The sequence below is a fragment of the Campylobacter sp. JMF_06 NA1 genome (assembly GCF_027737785.1).
Classification (GTDB): Bacteria; Campylobacterota; Campylobacteria; order Campylobacterales; family Campylobacteraceae; genus Campylobacter_B.
The window spans coordinates 447,144-467,928 of sequence record NZ_JAOVUA010000001.1 but is presented as its reverse complement, the minus strand read 5'-3'; the positions used below and the strand labels follow the sequence as shown (position 1 = coordinate 467,928).

The following is a 20,785-nucleotide window of genomic DNA, read 5'->3' as shown; positions in this document are numbered from 1 at the left end:
AAATTTGCCTAAATTTCAAAACGCCCTAACTATCATTTTGCGATACTCGCTAAGCTTCTTTTCATCGCTGTTTTGCATAAATTCTTTAATGTAAGCTAGCAAATTTTCCTTTTCGCGCGGAATTTCGCATTTGACATGAAAGAGATTTGAGCCGTGCTCGTTCATAAAAATCGTATCATTATCCAAGCAACGGATAAATTCGTAAATCTCTTCTAGCTTTTCCATTTCGCTCGATTGCGTGTAAAGCCCCTTTTGCATAGCGCGGTAAAGTGGCGTGCCGGGCACCACGGTGAGCATTGAGGTATTTATCATGCTAGGGTGCAAGCCAGAGTAGAGTTTGGCGGTGAGTCTGGCGTTAGCTAGTCCGTAGTCGTGCCCGCCAGCGCCGTTTAGGAAATTTACGACATATTTAAATCCCGCAGCGTCAAGCTTTTCTAAAACCTCCCTTGCTTGTGCGCTCGTGTAGCCTTTGTTTGTTTTTTTGAGCACGATATCATCGCCGGATTCGACGCCGATGTATGGGTTGGCAAACCCTGCGGCGGCTAAATTTCGAATCTGCTCGGCGCTTTTGTCGTGGAAATTATCGATTCTAGCGTATCCGCCGATACTTTCCACGCTTGGGACATATTTGTGAAGCAATTCGGCGACTCTCATTAGCGTATCGTAACTAGCCGCAAAGCCGTCTGCGCCTTGCAAAAATATCCGTTTTGGTGCGCCAAAAACGCTTGGGATTTCTTTGATATCAGCTTCGATTTCACTTAGGGGCGAAGTTTGAAATTTTTGATCCTTAAAATATGTGCAAAACAGGCAGTGGTTGTGTGAGCAACCAATCGTAGTCTGCAAATACCCGTCTGCGCTCTCGTATGGTGGGCGGGTTATTCCACTTGCAAAATTCATTTTCTCTCCTTTATAAACTTCCGCTAATCGACACTCTGTTTAAATTTTTCTCGCCGATAGTTTTGATTGCAAAGTCGAGTTTGCTTAGCATTTTTTCTTTGTGAGTGTTAAGCATGCCGTCAATTCTCACGCTATCAAACGGGTGCAATGCCCAAAAATATGTGCCTTCAAGCTCCAAATTTGCGATAAACTCGCGCTCTTCTTCTAAAATTTCCTTTTCGCTAGCTGGGATAAATTCGCCGTTTAAAATTTGCTCATTTAGCCTCGTATCTTTAAACGCGCTCATTGTGTTTAGTAAAATTTTACTTGGTTTGATTTCGTTTTCTAACCTCGCCATTGCCCGTGCAGACTCGCTTGCCATGCCATGCCCAGCCGTGCCAAGCATAAGCAAATCACAATGTGAAATGCCGATTTTATTTAGCCTTAGGCACTGAGTTTTGCTATCATCTGCGTCGTAACCTTTGCCTAAATTTCGCATTACGGCGTTAAGACCGCTTTCTATGCCGATGTATAAATCATCTACGCCAGCCTCTTTTAGCGCGATTAATTCCTCGTCGCTTTTGGCGGCGATGTTATCGATCCTAGCATACATTGTGATAGTTTTGATATTTGGCAAATATTTTTTGATTAGCTCGATTCGTGCTAAAAGTTTTTTCGTTCCTAGCGCAAATGGATCGCCACCTACTAGGTAAATGCGCGTCGCTTCCCTCGCGTATGAGCCGTGAAATTTGACGATTTCGGCTAAAAATTCCTCGACCTGCGCAAGGCTTAGCATACGAAATTTCACATTTGCATACATATTGCAATACGAGCAAGAGTTGTGCGAGCAACCCTCTGTAATGGGGAGCAAAAGGGTGTTTGCCTCCACTGGTGGGCGGTAGATTGTGCCGTTGTAGTTCATTTTTTCTCCTTATTTTTAAAATTCGATATTTTTATGATTTTCGAAATGTAAATTTAAAAAAAGTAAAATTTGAAAATTTATAAAATTTGGGTTACAACTCTTTGATTATATAGCTAGCTAGCTCTTTTATCGCCTCTTCGTTTCTGCGATAATATGTCCATTTGCCGTGTCTTTCGCAGAGCAAAAGCCCAGCTCTTTGGAGCATATCGAGGTAGTTTGACACAGTAGAGGGCGACAGACCTGCCTTTTCTTGGATACTGCTGACGCACACGCCACCTTTTAGATCGACTACTTCGCCAAGCGAACTACCTTGTGGCGGGAAATTCGCGTCTGGGTTTTTGAGCCAGTTAAGGATATTTAGTCTAGTTTCGTTGTTTAGTGCTTTGCAAATTTCAATTACATCAATTTTCATTTTTTACCTTTTTTAAAATCGCGAGATTTTATCATACATTTCGATAATTGTCAATATATCAAAATATCTCAAATTTTAAAATTTTATTCTTCTGGGTTGATTTCGACTATTTTATTTAGGACATATTGTTCTAAATCTCGTTTGGCGATATCGTTTTTAAGGGCTTCGTTGTAGATTTTTTCGACAGGTTTGGAGTATTTTTCGTATGGAAAATACAAAAAGTGATTTGCCCAAGCTTTTTGGATTAAATTTTTAGTGATTTCCTTGCGTCCCCATGCCTTAAAGCAGTCAAATCCGATAAAGACAGCAGAGGTCAGCAAAATAGTAAAAAGTATGGAAAAGTGAAAGTCGATTTTGGTAAAAAGCAGGTGAGTAATGCCTATGGCAAACATCACGAAAACAAAGGCAAATGTCCCAAAAATCGCATACGAGCGACCATAATTAAATCTGAAATTTAGCTTAGCGGGATCTACTAGCATACCGTCGTTAAACTCAGCGTTTGCCTCCAATAAATCGCGGAAAAGCACAGGTTTATCCGAGATATGAAACATAATATTTAAAATTTTGTCTTTGCAGTTTTTATTCATCTTTTTTCCTTGTCAAATTTGGCGCCATTATATCTGAATTTTAATTTTTATAAGATAAAATCACCTTTTAAATTTAAGGAGAGCGTAATGTTTGAGATAGCTAATATGAATAACGATGATTTTGTCTATATCAATGGTGAAATCGTGCGCGCCAAAGACGCTGCGATAAGCCCATTTGACCGCGGTTTCATGCTAGGGGACGGCATTTATGAGGCTGCACCTGTGGTAAATGGCAAAATTTGCGATAAAGCCGATTTCTGGGAGAGATTTGAAAATTCTGTCGCACAAATCGAGCTTAAAATCCCATATACTCACGAAGAATACGAGGCGTTTTTAAACGAAGTCATCGCCAAAAACGCTGTCAAAGAGGGCGTGGTTTATACGCAAATCACTCGTGGTGCGGCGTTTAGAGACTTCGACTATACTAATACGAAGCCGACCGTGTTTGCTTATGCTTTTTCGAAAGTGATTTTCGATAATCCCCTTGGCACCAAAGGTATCGAAATCGTAAGCCTGCCTGAGATTCGCTGGCATAGACGCGATATCAAATCAATCTCGCTTCTAGCGCAGTGTATCTCAAAGCACCTAGCGCACAAGGCTGGGGCTTTCGAGTGCTTTTTGGTAGAAGACGGCTTGGTGACTGAGTGTTCGAGTTCGAGCGCGTTTATCATAAAAGACGGCGTTTTGATTACCAGGCCGCTATCGCACGACATTTTGCCGGGCATTAGACGCAAGGTGATTTTGGGCTTTGCGGGCGAGCTTGGGCTAAAAGTCGAGCAAAGGGCGTTTAGTATGGAGGAAGTCTATGGTGCGGACGAGGTTTTTATCAGCGCAGCTTCTTTGATGGCGATCCCTGTCATCAAAGCCGACGGCAAGCCGATAAATGGCGGCAAAATCGGCAAATTTACCCCGCTAATTCGCGAGCGCTACGCCAAACACCTAAAAGAACAAGCTGGGCTTTTATAATTTTGCTTTGAAATTTTGCTCGAATTTGCTCTGAATTCGGGCAAAATTTGGAAAATTTAATCAAATTTTTAAAATTCAAAATTTTAAAATTTCGCTTCGCAACCCAGAAATACTGCGCCTGGAATTTTGCTTTTTGATTTTGTTTGATTTTGCGTTAAATTTGTGGCAAAATTTGATTATAAATTTTAAAAAATTTTATTAATTTTCAAATTTACATACGCTTTTTATCTTATCATTTATAGCTTCTGAAATTGTGTTATCAATGGTAATATTTATTTTTTTTAATTTTTCTCTATTTTCTAAAAACCAATTTCTACTTACAATGTAATCATATAAATATCTGTTTTTAGTCTTATCACAAAAATTTTCTATTTCTAAATGCCTATTTGTAGATATTTGCCAATATAAAATTTGCTGTGCTAATTCCTGCAATCTCCTATTTATAGAGTATTCGGCAGATTCTGTGGCGTTAGTTTTTATATAAAATTTTTGATAATTTTTAAAATAAAAACTATCCATATATTTTATGTAATCATATAACTTAATAAGTCGTTCGTGTTTCTCGGTGTCTTTAAACATTTCTGCTGTATCTAAAAATGTTAAATCTGTTTTGTAATCATTTGAATTATTGGTAGAATTTTTTGTATCTGTTTTTTCTTGGTTTGGTAAATTGTAAAATATCATTTTTTTGTCAAAATAATTTTTTGGATTTTTAGCCCAATATGCAGAGAAATTTGACACAAAAGCCATAGATAAATTATTAAAAGCCGAATATCTAATCTCTTGAAATTCTTTGTCTTTGGCTTCATATTTAACCAAATTTTCTATACTTTGCCAAGCTTTTTCATTAAATTCCATAACTTCGCTAAAAGAATATTTTCCATTGCCATACAAAATTACATTTTTTGTAGAATTAATAATTAAAAGTCTAAATCTAAATACATACCAATCCAAATATTTCTCGGCATCATCGTCTGGCAAATTTGCTTTCCATTTTTCTACAAAATAATCTTGTGCCTTTAAAATAGGCTTCATTATAAAGCTTTTTTCATCAATAAACGGGAGTTTTGTAAGATAATTTCCATAAACTAACATAAAATTTGCAGGTATTAGCCACTCTTTGGCTTTTGGATATGGTTGGTCTTTATACAGCCAAGTATTTCTTTGCGATATATACATACCGATATGACCGATAATCAAAGCAATTAAAACAATAGCCAATATTTTTTTAAATTTGCTAGATTTTTTATTATGGAGTTTCGGTTCGTTTTGATTTTCCGAATTTTCTTTTAACTTTTCCAAATTTAATCCTTTTTATAAAATTCTTTTGCAAATTCATTTTAGGTCGTATCGTTTAGACACGATACGAAATTCCGTTTTTAAATTCACAAATTTAAACTCAAATTTGATAGTTTGAATTTAAAATTATAAACAAGTCCCAAGTCTTGTAGGGTGGGTATCCTTGCCGCCATAAAGATTAAAAACAATAAATCTAATGCAAAATTTCACAAAATTTGATTATAAATTTTAAAAAATTCATTTTCTTCGTAAAATTTCACCACGGCTTTGTCGATTTTGACTATGCGCGAAAGGTAGGCGTAAAGACCTTCTTTGCGCGTGTAGAGGATTTTTAAGCCATTTAGGCTCGTGGCGCGTGAGAGCGCGACATAGAGTTGGCCGTTGGCAAAAATCCTATCGATATCGCAGGCTAGGTTTTCGATACTCATGCCTTGGGATTTGTGGATTGTGATCGCGTAGGCGAGTTTTAGCGGGAATTGATAATACCGCGCGATTAAAAAATCGCTCGCCTCGTCCTCGTCCGCTCTAATCTCGCTGTAATCATACCCCGCGCGCTCGACTCGCACGAAGGCGCCTGATTTTTTGCGCACTACGATAGATTCGATTTCGCCAAAGCCGTTTAGCTCGATATTTTCTACCACGCCACTTTCGCCGTTGTAAAACTCGCCTGATTTATTCATCGTAAAAAGCACTTTTGCGCCGACTTTTAGGCGCAGGGATTGGCTTAAATTTAGCGAATTTAGCCATTTTGAAATTTTATTATCATCGTAAGAGTTTTCGTGGATTTCGCACAGCCCCTCGCATAGATACAGCCTCGAATCTAGCGCGGCTAGCCTAGCTTCGTTTATCGCATCAACCTCGGCATTTCGCCCAGAGATTATGGTCGCATTATCGTCTAAACTCTCACGCGGAGTGATTAAATTCTCCAAAAATTTTGCTAAATTTTCGCTAATTTTGCCAAGCCTGATTTGCGATAAAATTTCATACAAACTCTCATCGTCCGTGCGCTTAGAACCTAGCATTTCTATGTAGAAAAACTTCATTTGCTCCCATGCGTGCGTGCCAAAGGCATACTCGCTCATACGCAAAAGTGAGCCTTGTTTGCTAGCACTTAGCTCGTCTTTTTTGACGACTGGCGGGAGCTGATAAAAATCGCCCGTTACTAGCAAATGGCCACTAAATTTGGACTTTACGAGGCGGTATTCGATCATCTCAAAGACATCGGCGCCGACCATTGAAATCTCATCAAGCACGATTAAATCAGTAATTGCGAGAATTTTGTTGAGTTCAGTTATTTTGGCTTTTTGCGAGCGGTCTAATTTTTTGAGCTCTTTAAAATTTTTACTAATGCCAAATTTAAAAAAACTATGCAAGGTTACACCGCCGATTTCTACGGCACTAATGCCGGTTGAGCCTAGCACGATGACGATTTTGCCGTGAGTGCGAAACTCTTCGATGACGCCTTTGACGACATAGCTTTTGCCTACACCGCCACCGCCTGTGATAAATACATTTTGTGATTTGAGCTTTTGTGATACGAAATTAATCAAATTTTATCCTGTTTTTTGGCAAAATTATAGCCAAAAATTTTTAAAGGTAGCAGTTTTGAGAAGGCAAATTTTAATATTTATAACATTTATGTGGATTTTGGCTGGTTGTGCCTCGCACACGCCACAAAAATCCAAATTTATCCCTGAAAATCCAGAGGTTTTGGCATTGGAATTTGAGCAAAGTGCGGAAATTTTGCCGCCTGTGAGCGCCGAAAGTAGGGCAAGTGGGGAGAATTTTAAGGAAAGGTATTTTCGTGTTTGGGACGCTGAAAAAATCACCGCTAGCCCAAAGGACGCATTTTGGGGGCTAAACTACGCTAAGGGCAGGCATTTTGATTTGCAAGGAAATATCTACCCACAAGCCGTGTATGATGCCATGCACGAAAATGCGAACAAAAAAGCCCTTGGTAGCGTAAATACCCCAGCAATCACCATAAAAAACACGCTTTTGCGAAATATCCCAAGCGATATGCCGATTTTCGGCGATCCTAGCGAGCCGGGCGAGGGCGAGCCTTTTGATTATGCGGCAAATTCGGCTCTTGGCGTGGGATACCCGCTTTTTATCTCGCATTTTAGCAAAGACGGCGTCTGGGCGTTCGTGCAAAATGACGGCGTGTGGGGCTGGGTGAAGGCTAGCGATATCCAAGAAATGGGGATAAACGGCGCTAGCGCGTATAAAAATTCGAAATTTATAGCGATTTTGCAGGATAATGCGCCGATTTTTGACGAGAATAGGCGCGAAATTTTTAGAGCGCGCACGGGGACGATTTTGCCGTATGATTTCGCTGGTGGTGGGCTATATGGTGGCAAGATGATTAGCAAAGAGGGCGTAAGAGCGTATTTTGTGGAGGATAAATTTGCCAGAATTTGGCCAGCTGAGCTAAATAGCGAAAACGCAAGACTAATCAGCGCAAGCTTGATAGGGCAAAAATATGGCTGGGGCGGATACAAACTACTGCGCGATTGCTCGCTACTGACAAAGGATTTTTTGGCAAATTTTGGGCTTTGGCTCCCAAGGAATTCAAAGGCGCAATCAAAGCGCGGAAGGACATTTTCGCTAGCAAATTTGAGTGCGAGCGAGAAGCTAAATTTGATCAAAACACACGCCAAACCTTATGCGAGCGTGATTTATATGCCAGGGCATGTAATGCTCTATGTAGGCGAGATAGAGGGCGCACCAGCCGTGCTTCACAATGTCTGGGGGCTAAGGCGTATGAATAAAGAGCGCGCGGTGATTGGCAAAACGGCGATTACCTCGCTAAGCATAGGCGAGGATAGGGCTGATATCGCAGAAGATAGATTGCTAATCTCGCGTATTAGCGCATTTAGCGTGCTTAGCGAAGATGAGGGGCTAAGCATACGAGAACTTTTTGGACTAGAAAAATGAGATCGAAACTTTACAACGACAATCTTTTAATCGAAGCCCAAACCCATATTGATAGACTTCATCTAAATATCGCGTGGGAGCGGTTTTGTGAATTTTACAAAAAGGCTGGCGCGATACGCAAAAACGATGAGTATTTGCTAGGGCTTTTTGGGGCGTGTTTGGGATATCTGCCTGATGAGGGTATGAAATTTATGGACTATGGCGCGCATATCATAGATGAGGGCAAGGTCATAGGGATAATCGAAATTTTAAACGAAGCAAACCCTGATAAAAATTTGGTTATTCCAAGGGCGTTTGCTAGGCTTGGCGAGCACGAGGAGGCTAGATATCTCATCATCACGGATAAAAAAATTTTGAGATTTTACCTAGATTACGAAGCGCAGTGGCAGAGCTTTTATTTTGAAGATTTGGATTTTTTGGAATTTTGCAAATTTTACGCACTGCTAAATTACAACGCCCTAAAATCCGGTATCCCAGTGACGATGAGGGAGCGCACGGCGTATCGCGAACAAGACATTTCTAGCAAACTTTACCGAAATTTTAAAATTTTTCGTATGTCGCTTTTCGAGGATATGTGTATCCAAAACGAGAGCTTAAATCATCTTTTGCTAAGCGAGGCGTTAAATAAGCTTTGCGATAGGATAATTTTCGCGATTTATGCTTCGCATAACGAGCTTTTGCCAAGTGGAGCGCTAGAAAGCGTGCAAACATACGACGAGCTTAAAAGCCTTTTTGCACTTATTCACACGGGGGACGATGAGCGTGGCGTGGTGAAATTTAATGGCGATTTGTTTGCGCCTGATTTGCTTTTAGATAATCTTAAAATTAGCGATTTGGCATTGGAGTTAAATTTGATTTCCAAATACGATTACAAACTCGATGTTACGCCAGATATGCTCTCATACATACTATCGCAAATTTACAATTTCGAAGAAATTTTTCAAAAGAACTGAATTTTAAAATTTAAAATTTCTTGCAGAATAAATTCTGCAAGAAATTAGTATTAGATTAAGGCAGGAGCTACTAAGAAGCCTAACGCTACTGATAGCGCGACCATGATAGTTCCTGGGATGAAGAAGCTGTGATTGAATACATATTTTCCAACTCTTGTTGTGCCTGTATCGTCCATAGCGATAGCACCCAAAGTCGTAGGATATGTAGGTAATACGAAAAGACCTGATACAGCAGCAAAAGAAGCAACCAAAACCCAAACTTGTCCAGCTGTTTCTGGGCTAGTCATACCAAGTGCTAATGCAACTGCTGGCATCATAACTTTTGTAGTTGCAGCTTGTGAATATAGCAAGCAGCTTAGGAAATATAAAACGATAGCTAGAACAAATGGATAGTTGCTAACGATATTTTTCGCTACATCTTTGAAAAGATCGATGTGACCATTAACAAATGTAGTTCCAAGCCATGCGATACCTACGACGCAGATACAAGCGCTCATACCGCTTTGGAAAGTGTTTGCTTGTAATAGTTTGCCTGTATCGACTTTGCATAAAACTGTGATAAAAAAGCCGATTGTAAGCATAAAGCTAATAATAGCAGCGTCGCGAGATAGGATTGGTTTTTCGACCAAACCAACGCTTTTTGAGATAGCAAGAGCGTAAGCAACGACAATCAAAACACCGATAGCAAAAATTGCAACTGAGCGTTTTGCAAATGGTTTTGGCTCAGCGTATTCTGTAACTTTAACCTCTGAAACTAAACCTTTTGCTAGTCTTTCTTGATAGATTGGATCTGATGAAAGGTCTAGTTTGAAAAATGTATTTACAAGAACCGCTGTAATAATCATAGCAACAAATGTTGTTGAAATACAAATGAAAAGTAGTTTTGGATAGCTTACACCTAGTGGCTCAACAACACCTGTCATAGCTACGAACGCAGCTGAAATAGGTGAAGCTGTAATAGCGACTTGGCTTGATACAACTGAAAGCGCTAGTGGTGCGCTTGGTTTGATGTTTTGACCCTTAGCAACTTCTACGATAACTGGAATCATAGAAAACGCAGTGTGACCAGTACCAGCTAGGATTGTTAGCATATAAGTAACAGCCGGAGCTAGGATATTGATTTGTTTTGGGTGTTTGCGCAAAATTCTAGACGCAATCTGAACCAAATAATCCAAACCACCTGCAACTTGCATAGCAGCAATCGCTGAAATAACTGATGCGATGATCAAAATAACATCTACTGGAATATCTTTGAATTCCACCTTCATACCGATAATCGCCATAACGACGATACCTAAACCGCCGGCGTATCCGACGCCCATGCCGCCTAAGCGAACGCCTAGGTAAATACCAGCTAGCAATACGGCTAGTTGGACAAATAGCATAATATCCATGCAAGACTCCTTTGAAAATTCACACTCTAAATTTAGGGTAGGTCAAAATTTGACCTACCACGATAAAATTTATTTACCTGTTTTTTTCATGCCAGGATTTAGCATGTTTTTAGGATCTAAAATTTTATCGATTTCTTCTTTTGTTAAATAACCGCGCTCTAAGCAGATATCGCCGACTGCTTTACCAGTTTGGAGAGCCTCTTTTGCGATACTTGCTGATTTTTCATAACCTAAAATTGGGTTAAATGCAGTTACGATACCGACTGAGTTTAGCACTGATTTTAAGCAAGCTTCTGGATTTGCAGTTAGTTTTTTGATAGCTTTGTCGCTTAGTGTTTTAACTGCGTTTTCCAAGATTACGATTGAGTTGAATAGATTATAAGCAATGCCTGGTTCGAAAGCGTTTAGTTCGAAATCGCCTCTTTCAGAGCATAGCATGATAGATACATCATTGCCGATGACTTCGTAGCATGCCTCGCCTACAACTTCGCAAATTACAGGATTTACCTTACCTGGCATGATTGAGCTACCTGGTTGCATTTGTGGTAGGTTGATTTCGCCTAGACCGCATCTTGGGCCTGAATTCATTAGGCGTAAGTCGTTGATGATTTTGCTGATTCTTACAGCAGCTGTTTTTAGTGCGCCAGATACATGCACGAAATCGCCTGTATCTTGTGTAGCTGCGATGAAATCCTCAGCTGGTTTGAACTCAACGCCAGTGATTTGGCTTAGGTGTTTTTCTACTACAAATTTATAATCTGGGTGGCAGTTGATACCTGTGCCGATCGCAGTTGCGCCCATATTTAAAAAGCTCATTGACTCTCTTGCAGCTTTGATTTTTGCTATATCGCTTTTAATGTAGCTTGCAAAAGCGTGGAAGGTGTTGCCAAGTGTAGTTGGGACAGCGTCTTCAAGCTCTGTTCTACCCATTTTGATGATATCTTTGAAAGCCTCAGCTTTTTTCTCTAATTCGCCTTTTAGCTCTTCCATAGCAGCTAGCAAATCTGTAAGTTTAGCGTAAGCTGCGACTTTGATTGAGCTAGGGTATGTATCGTTTGTGCTTTGGCCTAGGTTTGTGTGATCGTTTGGATGAATGAATTGATATTCGCCTTTGGCATGACCTTGAATTTCAAGAGCGACATTTGTCAAAACCTCATTGACATTCATATTTGTGCTAGTTCCTGCGCCACCTTGGATCATATCTACTACGAATTGATCTGCGAATTCGCCTGCGATAACCTTGTCGCAAGCTGCTACAAGTGCATCAGCAATCTCTGGTTTTAAAACGCCCAATTCTTTGTTTGAAAGTGCTGCTGCTTTTTTGATTTGTGCAAATGCTTTTACAAAAAATGGATAATCGCCAAGTTTGCGACCTGTCATTTTGAAGTTGTCCAAAGCTCTGAAAGTCTGAACGCCATAGTATTTGTCGTTAGGAATTTCAAGCTCACCTATAAAATCGTGTTCTTTTCTAGTTTCCATCACTAGTCCTTTCTGAAAGAATTTGTGTGATTGTATAACCAAATACCTAAAAACAATCTTAAATTTTCGTTAAAATGTTACTTTAAATTCAAAATTTTATAATTATTCGTTTTATTTTAAGATTTTATTAAATTTGGCGATTTTTTCGCTTGATATGAAGTATGTAAATTACAGAAAGAAGTAGGACAAATCCCAATAAAAGAAGCGTGATTATATGCAATTTTTCCTTAATTAATTCTTGATTTTCGCCGATAAAATATCCAAGTAGCATTAAAATCAACACCCAAATCCCAGCACCAAGTGCTGTAAATGTGCAAAATCGCGCTAAATTCATCTTTGCAAGACCTGCCGGCAGGCTGATGTATTGGCGGATACCTGGGATTAGTCTGCAATTAAATGTAGAAATTTCGCCGTGTTTGTTGAAAAATGCTTCAAATTTGGCGAATTTTTCGTTTGTTACGCCGATAAATTTGCCAAATTTATCGATAAATTTGCGCCCGAAAAAATAGCACAAATAGTAGTTAAACACAGCCCCAGCCACGCTCCCAGCTAACCCGCATGCAAATGCTATGGCAAAGCTCATTTCGCCCTTGCTAGCGAGGTATCCTGCTGGAATCATCACGACTTCGCTTGGAAATGGGAAAAAACTGCTTTCTAAAAACATCATCGCAAAAATGCCGAAATATCCCCATGCTGCGACGAATTCTACGATAAAATTTACGATTGATGTAAGCACGAATTTCCCTTAAATTTGAAATTTAGAATTTGCGCGAAACTTAAATTTTATTAAATTTCGCGCATTAAATTAAAATTTTTATTTTGCGTATTCTACTGTCTGTTTGCTAAATAGCTCGTTTGCGATATCATCGATTTTTTTGTTTAGTTTGCTTGGCGCAATTTGAGCTTTTATCATCTCTTTTACTTTGTCGAATTCCACAGGAGCAGCCTCTTTTAAATCCTCTTTGTAGATGACATGATAGCCAAATTGAGTTTTCACAGGAGTTTTGCTAATCTCGCCTTTATTTAGCGCCCACGCAGCCTCTTCGAACTCGCTTACCATCATACCTTTGCCAAATGAGCCCAAATCGCCGCCGTTTTCTTTGGCGCTTGGATCTGTTGAAATTTCTTTGGCAAGTTTGTTAAATTCGGCTTTTAATTTGTCTTTGCTGACTTTTTCTAGCTTAGCGATAGCGTCTTTTGCCTCTTTTTCATCTTTTAGCAAAATGTGGCTAGCTACGACGCTTTCTGGTTGCATGAAGCTGTCTTTGTTGTCATCATAGATTTTTTTGGCCTCTTCGTCGGTTACTTTGACATCTTTTGTTTGCTCTTGTTGCCACAAAGCAAAGGCGATTTCATCTTTTGCAAGTTCGACTTGTTTTTTGTATTCTTCGCCATTTACGATACCGCTTTTTTTGGCCTCGGCAATCATAAGTTTAAATTTAATCATTTGATCGATTAGTTGTTTTTTGTCCTCATCGCTTGGGGTAGCGTGTGGGTTTTGAGCGAAAACTGGTGCGATATCCTCGTCTGTAACCGTGATATCTGTGCCTTTGACACTAGCTAGCACGCCAGCATTTAGCGAAAGCGCCATAGCGGCGACGAAACTGATTGATAAGAATTTTTTCATTTTTTTCCTTTTTTGAAAATTTTTGCGCGCATTATAAAAAAAGATTGTAAATATATGCGTAATATGATAAAAAATGCGAAATTTAGCCTACGAATTCGTAGGCTAAATTTGGATTAAAACGACGGAACAATCGCGCCTTTGTATTTTTCCTCGATAAATTTTTTCACACTTTCGCTTTGAAGTGCGCTATCAAGAGCTTTGATTTTTGGTAGGTTTTCATTGCCTTCTTTGACGACGACGATGTTTGTGTATGGGTTGCCGACTGCTTTTTCGATGAAAAGCGAGTCTTTAACTGGGTTTAAATCCGCGTTGAAAGCGAAATTTGAGTTGATTACAGCGATATCGACATCATCAAGTGTGCGAGGCAAATTTGGACCTTCAAGCTCTAAAATTTGGATATTTTTAGGATTTTTGGTTACATCTAGGGCTGTGCGGAGCTCTACATCTTTATTAACCTCGATTAACCCTGCATCCGCAAGCACATCAAGTGCGCGAGATTCGTTTGTAGGGTCGTTTGGCACAGCTACTTTGGCGCCGTCTTTTAGGTCTTTTAGATCTGTGATTTTTTTGCTATAAATTCCCATCGGTTCTAAATGCACGCCAACTGTTGTTTTGAGTTTTGTGCCATTTTTGGCGTTAAATTCCACTAAATATGGCTCGTGTTGGAAATAGTTCGCATCCACGCTGCCGTCATCTGTGGCTAAATTTGGAGTAACATAGTCGTTGAAAACTTTGACTTCGAGCTCGTATCCAGCGGCTTTTAGCTCTGGTGCGATATGCTCTAAAATTTCAGCATGTGGCACAGGAGTAGCTGCGACAACTAATTTTTCTGCCAAGGCAAAACTTACAACGCTTGCACTAAGAAGTGTAGTTAGAAATAATTTTTTCATTTCTTTCCTTTGATGAGAATTTAAAAAGGGCGATTTTATCATAAAATTTGGGCGCAAAACACAACAATTATTAAATTTATATGTAAATTTGTATTTGAAATTTCACTTCTAAATAATAATTTTTATTAAGTAGAGTTTAATGAGCTTTTGGTTATCATAAATTTTGAATTTTTGATAAAGGAGAGAGTATGAGACAATACGAAACATACAAATGCGACAAATGTGGCTGTGAAGTCGAAGTGCAAAAAGTAGGTGAGGGCGCAGTTTTGACATGCTGTGGAGAGCCGATGAAATGTATCACTGAGGATTTGACGCAGGTGAATTTGATGAAGGCGTTTGCTGGCGAATCACAAGCTAGAAACAAATACGATCTTTACGGCGATTTAGCCAAAGAAGCTGGTTTTCACGCTATCGCGCGCCACTTTTACGAAGCGGCTGAAAATGAAAAATGGCACGCAAGAGCCGAGCTAAAAGCTCACCACGCAGCAGCTGGGATTCCACTAGATAAAATGGATAAAAACCTAATCGACGCCGCGGCTGGCGAGAGATACGAGCATGAGAGCATGTATCCTGCGTTTGCTCAAATCGCGACAGAAGAGGGTAAAAAAGAGGTCGCAAGGCTATTTAACGCTATCGGCAAGGTCGAAGTCGAGCATGAGCGCGAATACAACGAGCTTCAAAAAATCTTGCTTGAAGAGGGATTTTTCGAGAGTTTTGATGAGGAAGTTTGGGTTTGCGAAGTTTGCGGTCATGTCCATCGTGGCAAAAAAGCCCCAGGTGCATGCCCACTATGCAAGGCTCCAAAAGAGTATTTCAAAAAACAAAGACTAGTTTAACCCCTAAAATTCTGACGCTTCTTTGGCGTCAGAATTACCAAATTTTACTCAAAATTTCACTATAATTCGCCCTAAATTTTACAAAAGGAAATTTATGCAAAAACTGCTTTTTTGTGCGATTTTTGGTGCAGTATTAGCGCAGGCAAACTTCCTTGATGAGGACATTAGGCTCTGCGATGAGGGTAGGGCTAGCAGTTGCGATTTTCTTATCAACTACTACAAAAGCGCCGAGCAAGAAAAGCACCGCAAAGCTTATGAAATCATCGCCAAACTATGTCTAAATGGCGATGATAGCAAGTGTGAAATCATCCGCTCTGAGGAATTTTTTGGCGGTGATCGCAAGCGTTATGCCGAAATTTTGGAGAAAAGTTGCGATGATAAAAACATCAAAAGTTGCCTGTTTTTATTAGAGGATTATCCGATGTGGTCGGACCCCGCACCAAGGGTGCAAAGCGTGTATGATAGGCTGTGCAAATTCGGTGCGCTGCAAGATTGCGATAAACAAAACCTCGATTTTAGCGATGTTAGGGACTTGCGCAAAGCTCACGATATCGCAAGAGCTGCAAGAAAGCTAGAAACGCTTCCAAAAGAGCTGAAAAAATCTGCCCAAAACAAGCTTGACGCCGCAAAATTTGATGATATGATTGGGGCTGAAAATTTCGCTAGCGAGGAAAATTTGGCGCGAGTAAAGCAAAAATGCAAGGAGAAAAACAGCTCTTATTGCGCACTTTTGGGCTATTTTTATGAGGTGCGCGCCAAGGCTAGCACTGATAGCGATGATGATTTTTACGAGTTTAACGACGCTTCGATGAAATTCTACAAAAAAGCCTGCGAGTATGGGGAGTGGAACGATTGGGATACGGGGCATTATTGCAGGGGATACGGCGGGGCTATATTTTATCGCCGTATGCGTGCAGGAGAGTGAAAGCTAGGCAAAATTCGGCGAAATTTTGATTTTGCCAAATTTTGTTTTTTAAATTTTGCAAAATTCTAAAATTCCGCTTATGCAACTTTAAAATACTGTGCCGAAATTTTGCTTTTTATTTTGAAAGGAAAATTTTGCTTTCAACTCTCATTGCGAGGCGATGAAATCTCCGTGGTAATCTAGGGAATACCAAAAATTTTAAAATATAAAATTTAATTAGAATTTCAAATTTTTGATTATTAAGCCAAAATTTGCATTTTAAATTTCAAAATTCTTTGGAATTTTACTAGATTGCTTCGTCGCTTTGCTCATCGCAATGACATTTTGGGCGAAATTTCGGCACAGTATCAGAGATTGCACTCAGCGAATTTTGCATAAAATTTCAGACGCAGTATCTGCAAAAAAACAAAATTTGCCAAATTTTACTCTCTTGTAAAAACTCTGATATTATCCGCAAATCCGCTATCTTGCACTATTTTAAGATTTTCATTTAGTTTGGATACGACCAAATCGTGGTGAGATTGCACGACATAGCGAGCCTCTTGCGGGCAGAGTTTTTTCCAAATTTCATAGCGTTCGTTGCAAGATTTCCAGCTAAGCTCGCCGTCGCAAGTTTGGATTAAAACTTCCGTTTTGTAACCTGCGGTTTTGAATTTTTTAAGCGTGTAAATTGGTGTATCAGCTGTGCGAAAAGTCCCCTCAATAGCGATATTATAGCGTTCTACGATTGCTTTATTTATGATTATTTCTGTAAGTTTTGCGCAAAACTCGGCTGTTCGTTCTGCCATTTTTTGGCTATCAAGGGCGCAAATTTGGGCGTAGTAGGGGTGGTATTTGCGAAACTCATCGCCGTTTATGACAACGCCATTTTCGCCTAGCTCGTTAAGGGCTAGGCGGAGCATATTTGCCTTACCAGCTCCTGGCTGACCGCCTAAAACATAGGCTTTTGGGGCTTCGTTGCCAGCTTTTGCGAGTGGATTTTTATCCAAAATCACCTCAGCCCATACATTTTGGCTCGCTCTTTGGGCGAAAAATTCGGCGTTTTCGTTGATTTTGGCTATGTCGCAGAGCAAATTTTGGCTAATTTCTTTATCTTTATAGGCTTGCAAAGTCGCAAAATTCGTGGTTGTGCCGCCGTCTATGGATTTTATGAGCCTTGCAAGATTTGGCATTTGAGTTGCGATATTTCTAAGCACATTTTTTATCTCATCATCGCTCATATCGTATTTTGAAAGAAACATTGTGCGAGCGACTTTTTCATCTGCGTAAAATTTGTGATAATCAAAGTTTTTATCTTGCGTAGGTCTGATTAAAATATCGAATTTAGCGAATTTCTCTTCTAATTCGTCAAAGAAGTTTTGCAAATTTTGCCCGTAAATTTCTCGCAATTTTTCTGCAAAAAATTCCAAAAACAAGCCGTGAGTATTAAATGAAACTTCCCGCCCCATTAGCTTCATATCGTATTCTTCGCGGATTTGCTCGATTTTTTCAGCCGTTTTTTCAAAATCAATGCTTTCATGTTCGCTCATTAAAATTTGATGATAAATTTCGCCCATTTTTTTGCTATCACTTCTCATTTTCTCGTCCCTATCTGCGGGGAATAAATGCCCAACACAAGCGTATTCGAGTAAAACATCTCTTTGCATTAACGAAGCCATTTTTTAATCCTTTAAGTTTTGATAAATGCGATTTTATCGCTATTTGGTAAAATTTTGAGCTTGAAGCTCTTTGATTTTTTCTATCTCTTTTGGCGAGTAACCTGCCTTTAAACGGGCGTTTTCGTTTATCGCGCGAGTGGTTTTAAAGGCCTTTGGGTAGTGGCGCATAACGATTTCGAAAAAACACTCCGAACTAACTCCCAGCCTAGCGCACTCGAATTTAAACCACTTATCGCCTTTGCTCACATGCGAAACTTCCTCGCGCAAAATCATCTCCAAAAGCGGTCGCAATGGCCTTTTATCCGGCATTTCATCAATGTGCGAAAGCAGATAAAAGTTCGCATCTAGCCCGCCAGCCTCCAAGTGCCTAGGCACCACTGCCATGCGCTCAATTAGCGAGTGCTGAGTTTTTTTCAGCGCCTCAAATAGCCCGTCATGCACGCTAAAATCGCCGTAAGAAAAACCCGTTTTTTCTAGCTCGGCATTTACGAGCGAAAAGTGCCTCACCTCATCTTCTGCCACTTCTAGCCAATCAGCGTAAAATTCGCGTGGCAGTCCCGCGAAACGATAACACGCATCGAGCGCTAAATCAATCGCGCTGTATTCGATATGCGCCACAGAGTGCAGAAATAGGGCGTTTTTATCGACATTTTGCTTTTTTAAATTTTTGTTTTGGATTTTTATATCTTTGACCTGCGAAATTTGGGCGAATTTCGCATAGCTAGGATTTTCGAGCGGTTTTGGCTCAAAATTTGGCTCAAATTCTACTTCGTTTTTGCAAAATTTTGCGTAAAATTTTGCAAATTTTTCTATTTTTTGGCTAGGACTGCCAGCGTTTAAAATTTCCCAAATTTCTGTGTGAAAACTCATTTTAACCCCTAAATTTACGCCATACCAGCTTCGACTAAAAAACAGCTTGGTTGATAGTTTATTTTGCGAATTTTATCAAATTTCGCGTAGCTTAGATAGAGCTCATTTCGCGCCCTAGTCACCGCTACATAAAATAGTCGTCGCTCCTCATCTAGGCTGCCACCCATGCCCATTAGCTTCAAATTCGGAAAGCGGTTTTGCGCCAAATCCACCAAAAACACGCTATCAAACTCCAAACCCTTGCTAGCATGCACGCTTAGCAGATTTACGCCCTCGCCCTCGCTCATTTCCTTTGCGCCAAGTGTGATGAAGTTATAAAAACTCCCCGCATCCTTGTATTTGCTCGCAATCCCGCCTAAAATCGCTACTTTGTTGTAAATTTTCTCATTTTCGTTCGTTTTGCGATCAAGATCGATTTTGCCGTTTTTGAGCGTGGCTCTGTGAGTGGCGATATTACCTGCGATTATGGCAAAAAGCTTGGAAGTTTTTATCAAATTCACTAGCTCGCCAGCGCCGAAATTCGGGCTAAATTTGCTAAATAGCGTGTAAAGCTCGTGCAAAATCACAGCCGCGCTCTCGTTTAGTTTGTTGTATTTTAGCACCGGATTTTTGGCGAAATTTTCGCTAAATCCAAGCGTGCTAAACCGCTCCAAACTCGCCTGCAAATCCATATCGTCAAAAAGTCCTAGCTGATAATTTCGCTTTTTTTGCTCGTAAATTTTCGCACTCATATCAGGGCGCAAAAAGCCATCTTTGATATTTCCGCCACCAAGCGTGATTAGCGCATCGAAAATTTCCTTGCTAGTGGCATTTCCCACGCCTTTGGCATACTCTAAAATCCCAAGAAATGCCATCATATCCTTTGGGTTTATCAGCGCGCCGAAAATATCCATAAACGCCTTTATTTCGCGACTTTCGAAAAAGCTCGTGCTGCCTTTGCGTTTCGCGCCGATTCCTAGCTCTTTGAGTGCGACTTCGATCCCGTCAGCCGAAGAGTTGTTGCGAAAAATCACCGCAAAACTCTCAGGCGCGCGCCCGCTTTGCTTGATTTGCTGTGCGATATGGCCGTATTGCGACATAATCTCATCATAAACATGCAGTTTTGGCGCGCTAAATTTGCCTGTGCGCCCCACGACTAGCTTTTTGTCATACAGGCGTGGATTGTTTGAAATGACCTTGTTTGCAAGGGCTAAAATTTGGCTAGATGAGCGGTAATTTATGTTTAGCGTGTAAATTTTCGCGTCGCTAAAACGGGTGCCAAAAGAGCCGATTATATCGATATTCGCGCCGTTAAAGGCGTAAATACTCTGATCGAAATCGCCCACGCAAAAAAGGCTTTTTGTCCTAAATGCGTCGATTAGTGAGCCTTGAAGTGAGTTTGTGTCTTGATACTCATCGACTAAAATTTCATCATAGTATAGTGGCGCGCCCTTGCGCAGTTCGTGGCGCATTTTAAGCAGTATGTCGTTAAAATCGGCGTAGTTAAAGCGGGCTTTTTCTTCCTCAAATTCACGCAAAATATCCTCGTAAATTTCGCTGAATTCAGCCTGATCTTCGAAATTTCTAGCAAACCACGAGCCAAAACTCTCGCCTGTTTGTTTGTTTTGAAAGAGCGAGTATATGTCGTATAAATACGCACCGCCATACGGCCTAGTATCGCTGATATGGTAAAATTTGCGATTTTCTACGATACTTTTTAAAAGCGTTTTTAACTCGCTTGGCTGTTTTAAAATCACACCCTTGCCAAGCTCGCGCAAAAGTGCGTAAGATACCGCGTGGAAGGTGCCTGCGGTGATTTTGGCGGTGATTTTTTTGTCAAAATAGCGATTTAGCCTCGCAATCATTTCGCTAGCTGCCTTGTTTGTGAAGGTTAGAAGCAAAATTTTGCTTGGATTTACGCCAAGGTGCAGTAAATGCGCAATGCGCGCTACAATGGTGCTAGTCTTGCCTGTGCCTGCGCTTGCGATTACGAGATTGTGGCCAAAGGGCGCAGTCGCGGCGGAGTATTGTTCTTGGTTTAAATTTGATATTGCGTTCAAAATTTTCCTTTAAAATCGTGGATTATAGCCTAAATTTATTATAAAAAAATTAGCCCTGTGCCTAAAATTTGGCGCAAATTTGGGCGCTAAATTTAACCAAAATTTGCAAAATTTA

The 20,785-nt window shown here is 40.2% G+C and carries 19 protein-coding genes; 5 read left to right on the top strand and 14 right to left on the bottom strand.

Features of this window, described 5'->3' with window-relative positions; all coding sequences use genetic code 11:
- Positions 1-15: 15 nt before the first annotated feature.
- The 4 genes from OFO07_RS02390 to OFO07_RS02375 all read right to left on the bottom strand — a co-directional run bounded on the left by OFO07_RS02390 (position 16) and on the right by OFO07_RS02375 (position 2,797).
- Positions 16-897: a radical SAM protein gene (locus OFO07_RS02390; RefSeq protein ID WP_270870809.1), complete on the bottom strand. Its 882-nt coding sequence runs from the start codon at positions 895-897 to the stop codon at positions 16-18.
- 10 nt (positions 898-907) lie between these two features.
- A complete protein-coding gene (locus tag OFO07_RS02385) occupies positions 908-1,798 on the bottom strand; it encodes a radical SAM protein (RefSeq protein ID WP_270870808.1) in 891 nt (296 codons plus the stop codon).
- 91 nt (positions 1,799-1,889) lie between these two features.
- Positions 1,890-2,210: an ArsR/SmtB family transcription factor gene (locus tag OFO07_RS02380; RefSeq protein WP_270858981.1), complete on the bottom strand. Its 321-nt coding sequence runs from the start codon at positions 2,208-2,210 to the stop codon at positions 1,890-1,892.
- Positions 2,211-2,293: 83 nt separating this feature from the next.
- Positions 2,294-2,797: a hypothetical protein gene (locus tag OFO07_RS02375; RefSeq protein WP_270858980.1), complete on the bottom strand. Its 504-nt coding sequence runs from the start codon at positions 2,795-2,797 to the stop codon at positions 2,294-2,296.
- Between the two features lie 87 nt (positions 2,798-2,884).
- Between OFO07_RS02375 and OFO07_RS02370 the strand changes: the two genes are divergently transcribed.
- Positions 2,885-3,763 carry an aminotransferase class IV gene (locus OFO07_RS02370; RefSeq protein WP_270870807.1) on the top strand — a complete coding sequence of 293 codons (879 nt, stop codon included), beginning with the start codon at positions 2,885-2,887 and terminating at the stop codon, positions 3,761-3,763.
- Positions 3,764-3,961: 198 nt separating this feature from the next.
- Here the strand turns inward: OFO07_RS02370 and OFO07_RS02365 are convergent, their stop codons facing one another.
- Both OFO07_RS02365 and OFO07_RS02360 read right to left on the bottom strand, forming a co-directional pair.
- Positions 3,962-5,065 carry a hypothetical protein gene (locus OFO07_RS02365; protein WP_270870806.1) on the bottom strand — a complete coding sequence of 368 codons (1,104 nt, stop codon included), beginning with the start codon at positions 5,063-5,065 and terminating at the stop codon, positions 3,962-3,964.
- Positions 5,066-5,268: 203 nt separating this feature from the next.
- Positions 5,269-6,612, bottom strand: a complete 1,344-nt coding sequence (locus OFO07_RS02360; RefSeq protein ID WP_270870805.1) for an ATP-dependent DNA helicase — start codon at positions 6,610-6,612, stop codon at positions 5,269-5,271.
- Positions 6,613-6,667: 55 nt separating this feature from the next.
- On the opposite strand from OFO07_RS02360, the gene OFO07_RS02355 reads away from it, so the two are divergent.
- Positions 6,668-7,999 carry an SH3 domain-containing C40 family peptidase gene (locus OFO07_RS02355; RefSeq protein WP_270870804.1) on the top strand — a complete coding sequence of 444 codons (1,332 nt, stop codon included), beginning with the start codon at positions 6,668-6,670 and terminating at the stop codon, positions 7,997-7,999.
- A complete protein-coding gene (locus tag OFO07_RS02350) occupies positions 7,996-8,952 on the top strand; it encodes a hypothetical protein (protein ID WP_270870803.1) in 957 nt (318 codons plus the stop codon). Before OFO07_RS02355 ends, OFO07_RS02350 begins: the two co-directional genes overlap by 4 nt.
- Positions 8,953-9,002: 50 nt before the next feature.
- Here OFO07_RS02350 and OFO07_RS02345 read toward each other — a convergent pair whose 3' ends face one another.
- From OFO07_RS02345 to OFO07_RS02325, 5 genes are all read right to left on the bottom strand, one after another.
- Entirely contained in the window at positions 9,003-10,346 is a 1,344-nt protein-coding gene (locus OFO07_RS02345; RefSeq protein WP_270861796.1) for an anaerobic C4-dicarboxylate transporter, read from the bottom strand.
- Positions 10,347-10,415: 69 nt separating this feature from the next.
- Complete coding sequence (locus OFO07_RS02340) at positions 10,416-11,825, bottom strand: aspartate ammonia-lyase (protein ID WP_270858973.1); 1,410 nt, start codon at positions 11,823-11,825, stop codon at positions 10,416-10,418.
- A 127-nt stretch (positions 11,826-11,952) separates the two neighbouring features.
- Positions 11,953-12,561, bottom strand: coding sequence for a DedA family protein (locus OFO07_RS02335; protein ID WP_270870802.1), 609 nt, complete (start codon positions 12,559-12,561; stop codon positions 11,953-11,955).
- Positions 12,562-12,639: 78 nt separating this feature from the next.
- Positions 12,640-13,452, bottom strand: a complete 813-nt coding sequence (locus OFO07_RS02330; RefSeq protein ID WP_270866433.1) for a peptidylprolyl isomerase — start codon at positions 13,450-13,452, stop codon at positions 12,640-12,642.
- 113 nt (positions 13,453-13,565) lie between these two features.
- A complete protein-coding gene (locus OFO07_RS02325) occupies positions 13,566-14,342 on the bottom strand; it encodes a MetQ/NlpA family ABC transporter substrate-binding protein (protein WP_270866432.1) in 777 nt (258 codons plus the stop codon).
- 188 nt (positions 14,343-14,530) lie between these two features.
- Between OFO07_RS02325 and OFO07_RS02320 the strand changes: the two genes are divergently transcribed.
- On the top strand, positions 14,531-15,178 hold the full coding sequence (locus OFO07_RS02320) for a ferritin family protein (protein WP_270858969.1): 648 nt from the start codon (positions 14,531-14,533) through the stop codon (positions 15,176-15,178).
- A gap of 94 nt (positions 15,179-15,272) precedes the next feature.
- Positions 15,273-16,103, top strand: coding sequence for a hypothetical protein (locus OFO07_RS02315; RefSeq protein WP_270870801.1), 831 nt, complete (start codon positions 15,273-15,275; stop codon positions 16,101-16,103).
- A gap of 422 nt (positions 16,104-16,525) precedes the next feature.
- Here the strand turns inward: OFO07_RS02315 and OFO07_RS02310 are convergent, their stop codons facing one another.
- Genes OFO07_RS02310 through OFO07_RS02300 form a run of 3 tightly spaced genes read right to left on the bottom strand, consistent with a single transcriptional unit; the run spans position 16,526 to position 20,661 of the window.
- The gene (locus tag OFO07_RS02310) at positions 16,526-17,761 is read right to left on the bottom strand and encodes a zeta toxin family protein (protein WP_270870800.1); all 1,236 of its coding nucleotides are present in this window, start codon (positions 17,759-17,761) and stop codon (positions 16,526-16,528) included.
- A 39-nt stretch (positions 17,762-17,800) separates the two neighbouring features.
- Entirely contained in the window at positions 17,801-18,631 is an 831-nt protein-coding gene (locus OFO07_RS02305; RefSeq protein WP_270870799.1) for a ferritin-like domain-containing protein, read from the bottom strand.
- Between the two features lie 14 nt (positions 18,632-18,645).
- Positions 18,646-20,661, bottom strand: a complete 2,016-nt coding sequence (locus tag OFO07_RS02300) for an ATP-dependent helicase (protein ID WP_270870849.1) — start codon at positions 20,659-20,661, stop codon at positions 18,646-18,648.
- Positions 20,662-20,785: the final 124 nt, after the last annotated feature.

What these genes read in the sequence shown, in the direction of transcription:
- OFO07_RS02390 (WP_270870809.1), bottom strand. Translation starts at nt 897, where the DNA reads ATGAATTTTGCAAGTGGAATAACCCGCCCACCATACGAGAGCGCAGAC.
- OFO07_RS02385 (WP_270870808.1), bottom strand. Translation starts at nt 1,798, where the DNA reads ATGAACTACAACGGCACAATCTACCGCCCACCAGTGGAGGCAAACACC.
- OFO07_RS02380 (WP_270858981.1), bottom strand. Translation starts at nt 2,210, where the DNA reads ATGAAAATTGATGTAATTGAAATTTGCAAAGCACTAAACAACGAAACT.
- OFO07_RS02375 (WP_270858980.1), bottom strand. Translation starts at nt 2,797, where the DNA reads ATGAATAAAAACTGCAAAGACAAAATTTTAAATATTATGTTTCATATC.
- OFO07_RS02370 (WP_270870807.1), top strand. Translation starts at nt 2,885, where the DNA reads ATGTTTGAGATAGCTAATATGAATAACGATGATTTTGTCTATATCAAT.
- OFO07_RS02350 (WP_270870803.1), top strand. Translation starts at nt 7,996, where the DNA reads ATGAGATCGAAACTTTACAACGACAATCTTTTAATCGAAGCCCAAACC.
- OFO07_RS02345 (WP_270861796.1), bottom strand. Translation starts at nt 10,346, where the DNA reads ATGGATATTATGCTATTTGTCCAACTAGCCGTATTGCTAGCTGGTATT.
- OFO07_RS02340 (WP_270858973.1), bottom strand. Translation starts at nt 11,825, where the DNA reads ATGGAAACTAGAAAAGAACACGATTTTATAGGTGAGCTTGAAATTCCT.
- OFO07_RS02330 (WP_270866433.1), bottom strand. Translation starts at nt 13,452, where the DNA reads ATGAAAAAATTCTTATCAATCAGTTTCGTCGCCGCTATGGCGCTTTCG.
- OFO07_RS02325 (WP_270866432.1), bottom strand. Translation starts at nt 14,342, where the DNA reads ATGAAAAAATTATTTCTAACTACACTTCTTAGTGCAAGCGTTGTAAGT.
- OFO07_RS02320 (WP_270858969.1), top strand. Translation starts at nt 14,531, where the DNA reads ATGAGACAATACGAAACATACAAATGCGACAAATGTGGCTGTGAAGTC.
- OFO07_RS02315 (WP_270870801.1), top strand. Translation starts at nt 15,273, where the DNA reads ATGCAAAAACTGCTTTTTTGTGCGATTTTTGGTGCAGTATTAGCGCAG.
- OFO07_RS02310 (WP_270870800.1), bottom strand. Translation starts at nt 17,761, where the DNA reads ATGGCTTCGTTAATGCAAAGAGATGTTTTACTCGAATACGCTTGTGTT.
- OFO07_RS02305 (WP_270870799.1), bottom strand. Translation starts at nt 18,631, where the DNA reads ATGAGTTTTCACACAGAAATTTGGGAAATTTTAAACGCTGGCAGTCCT.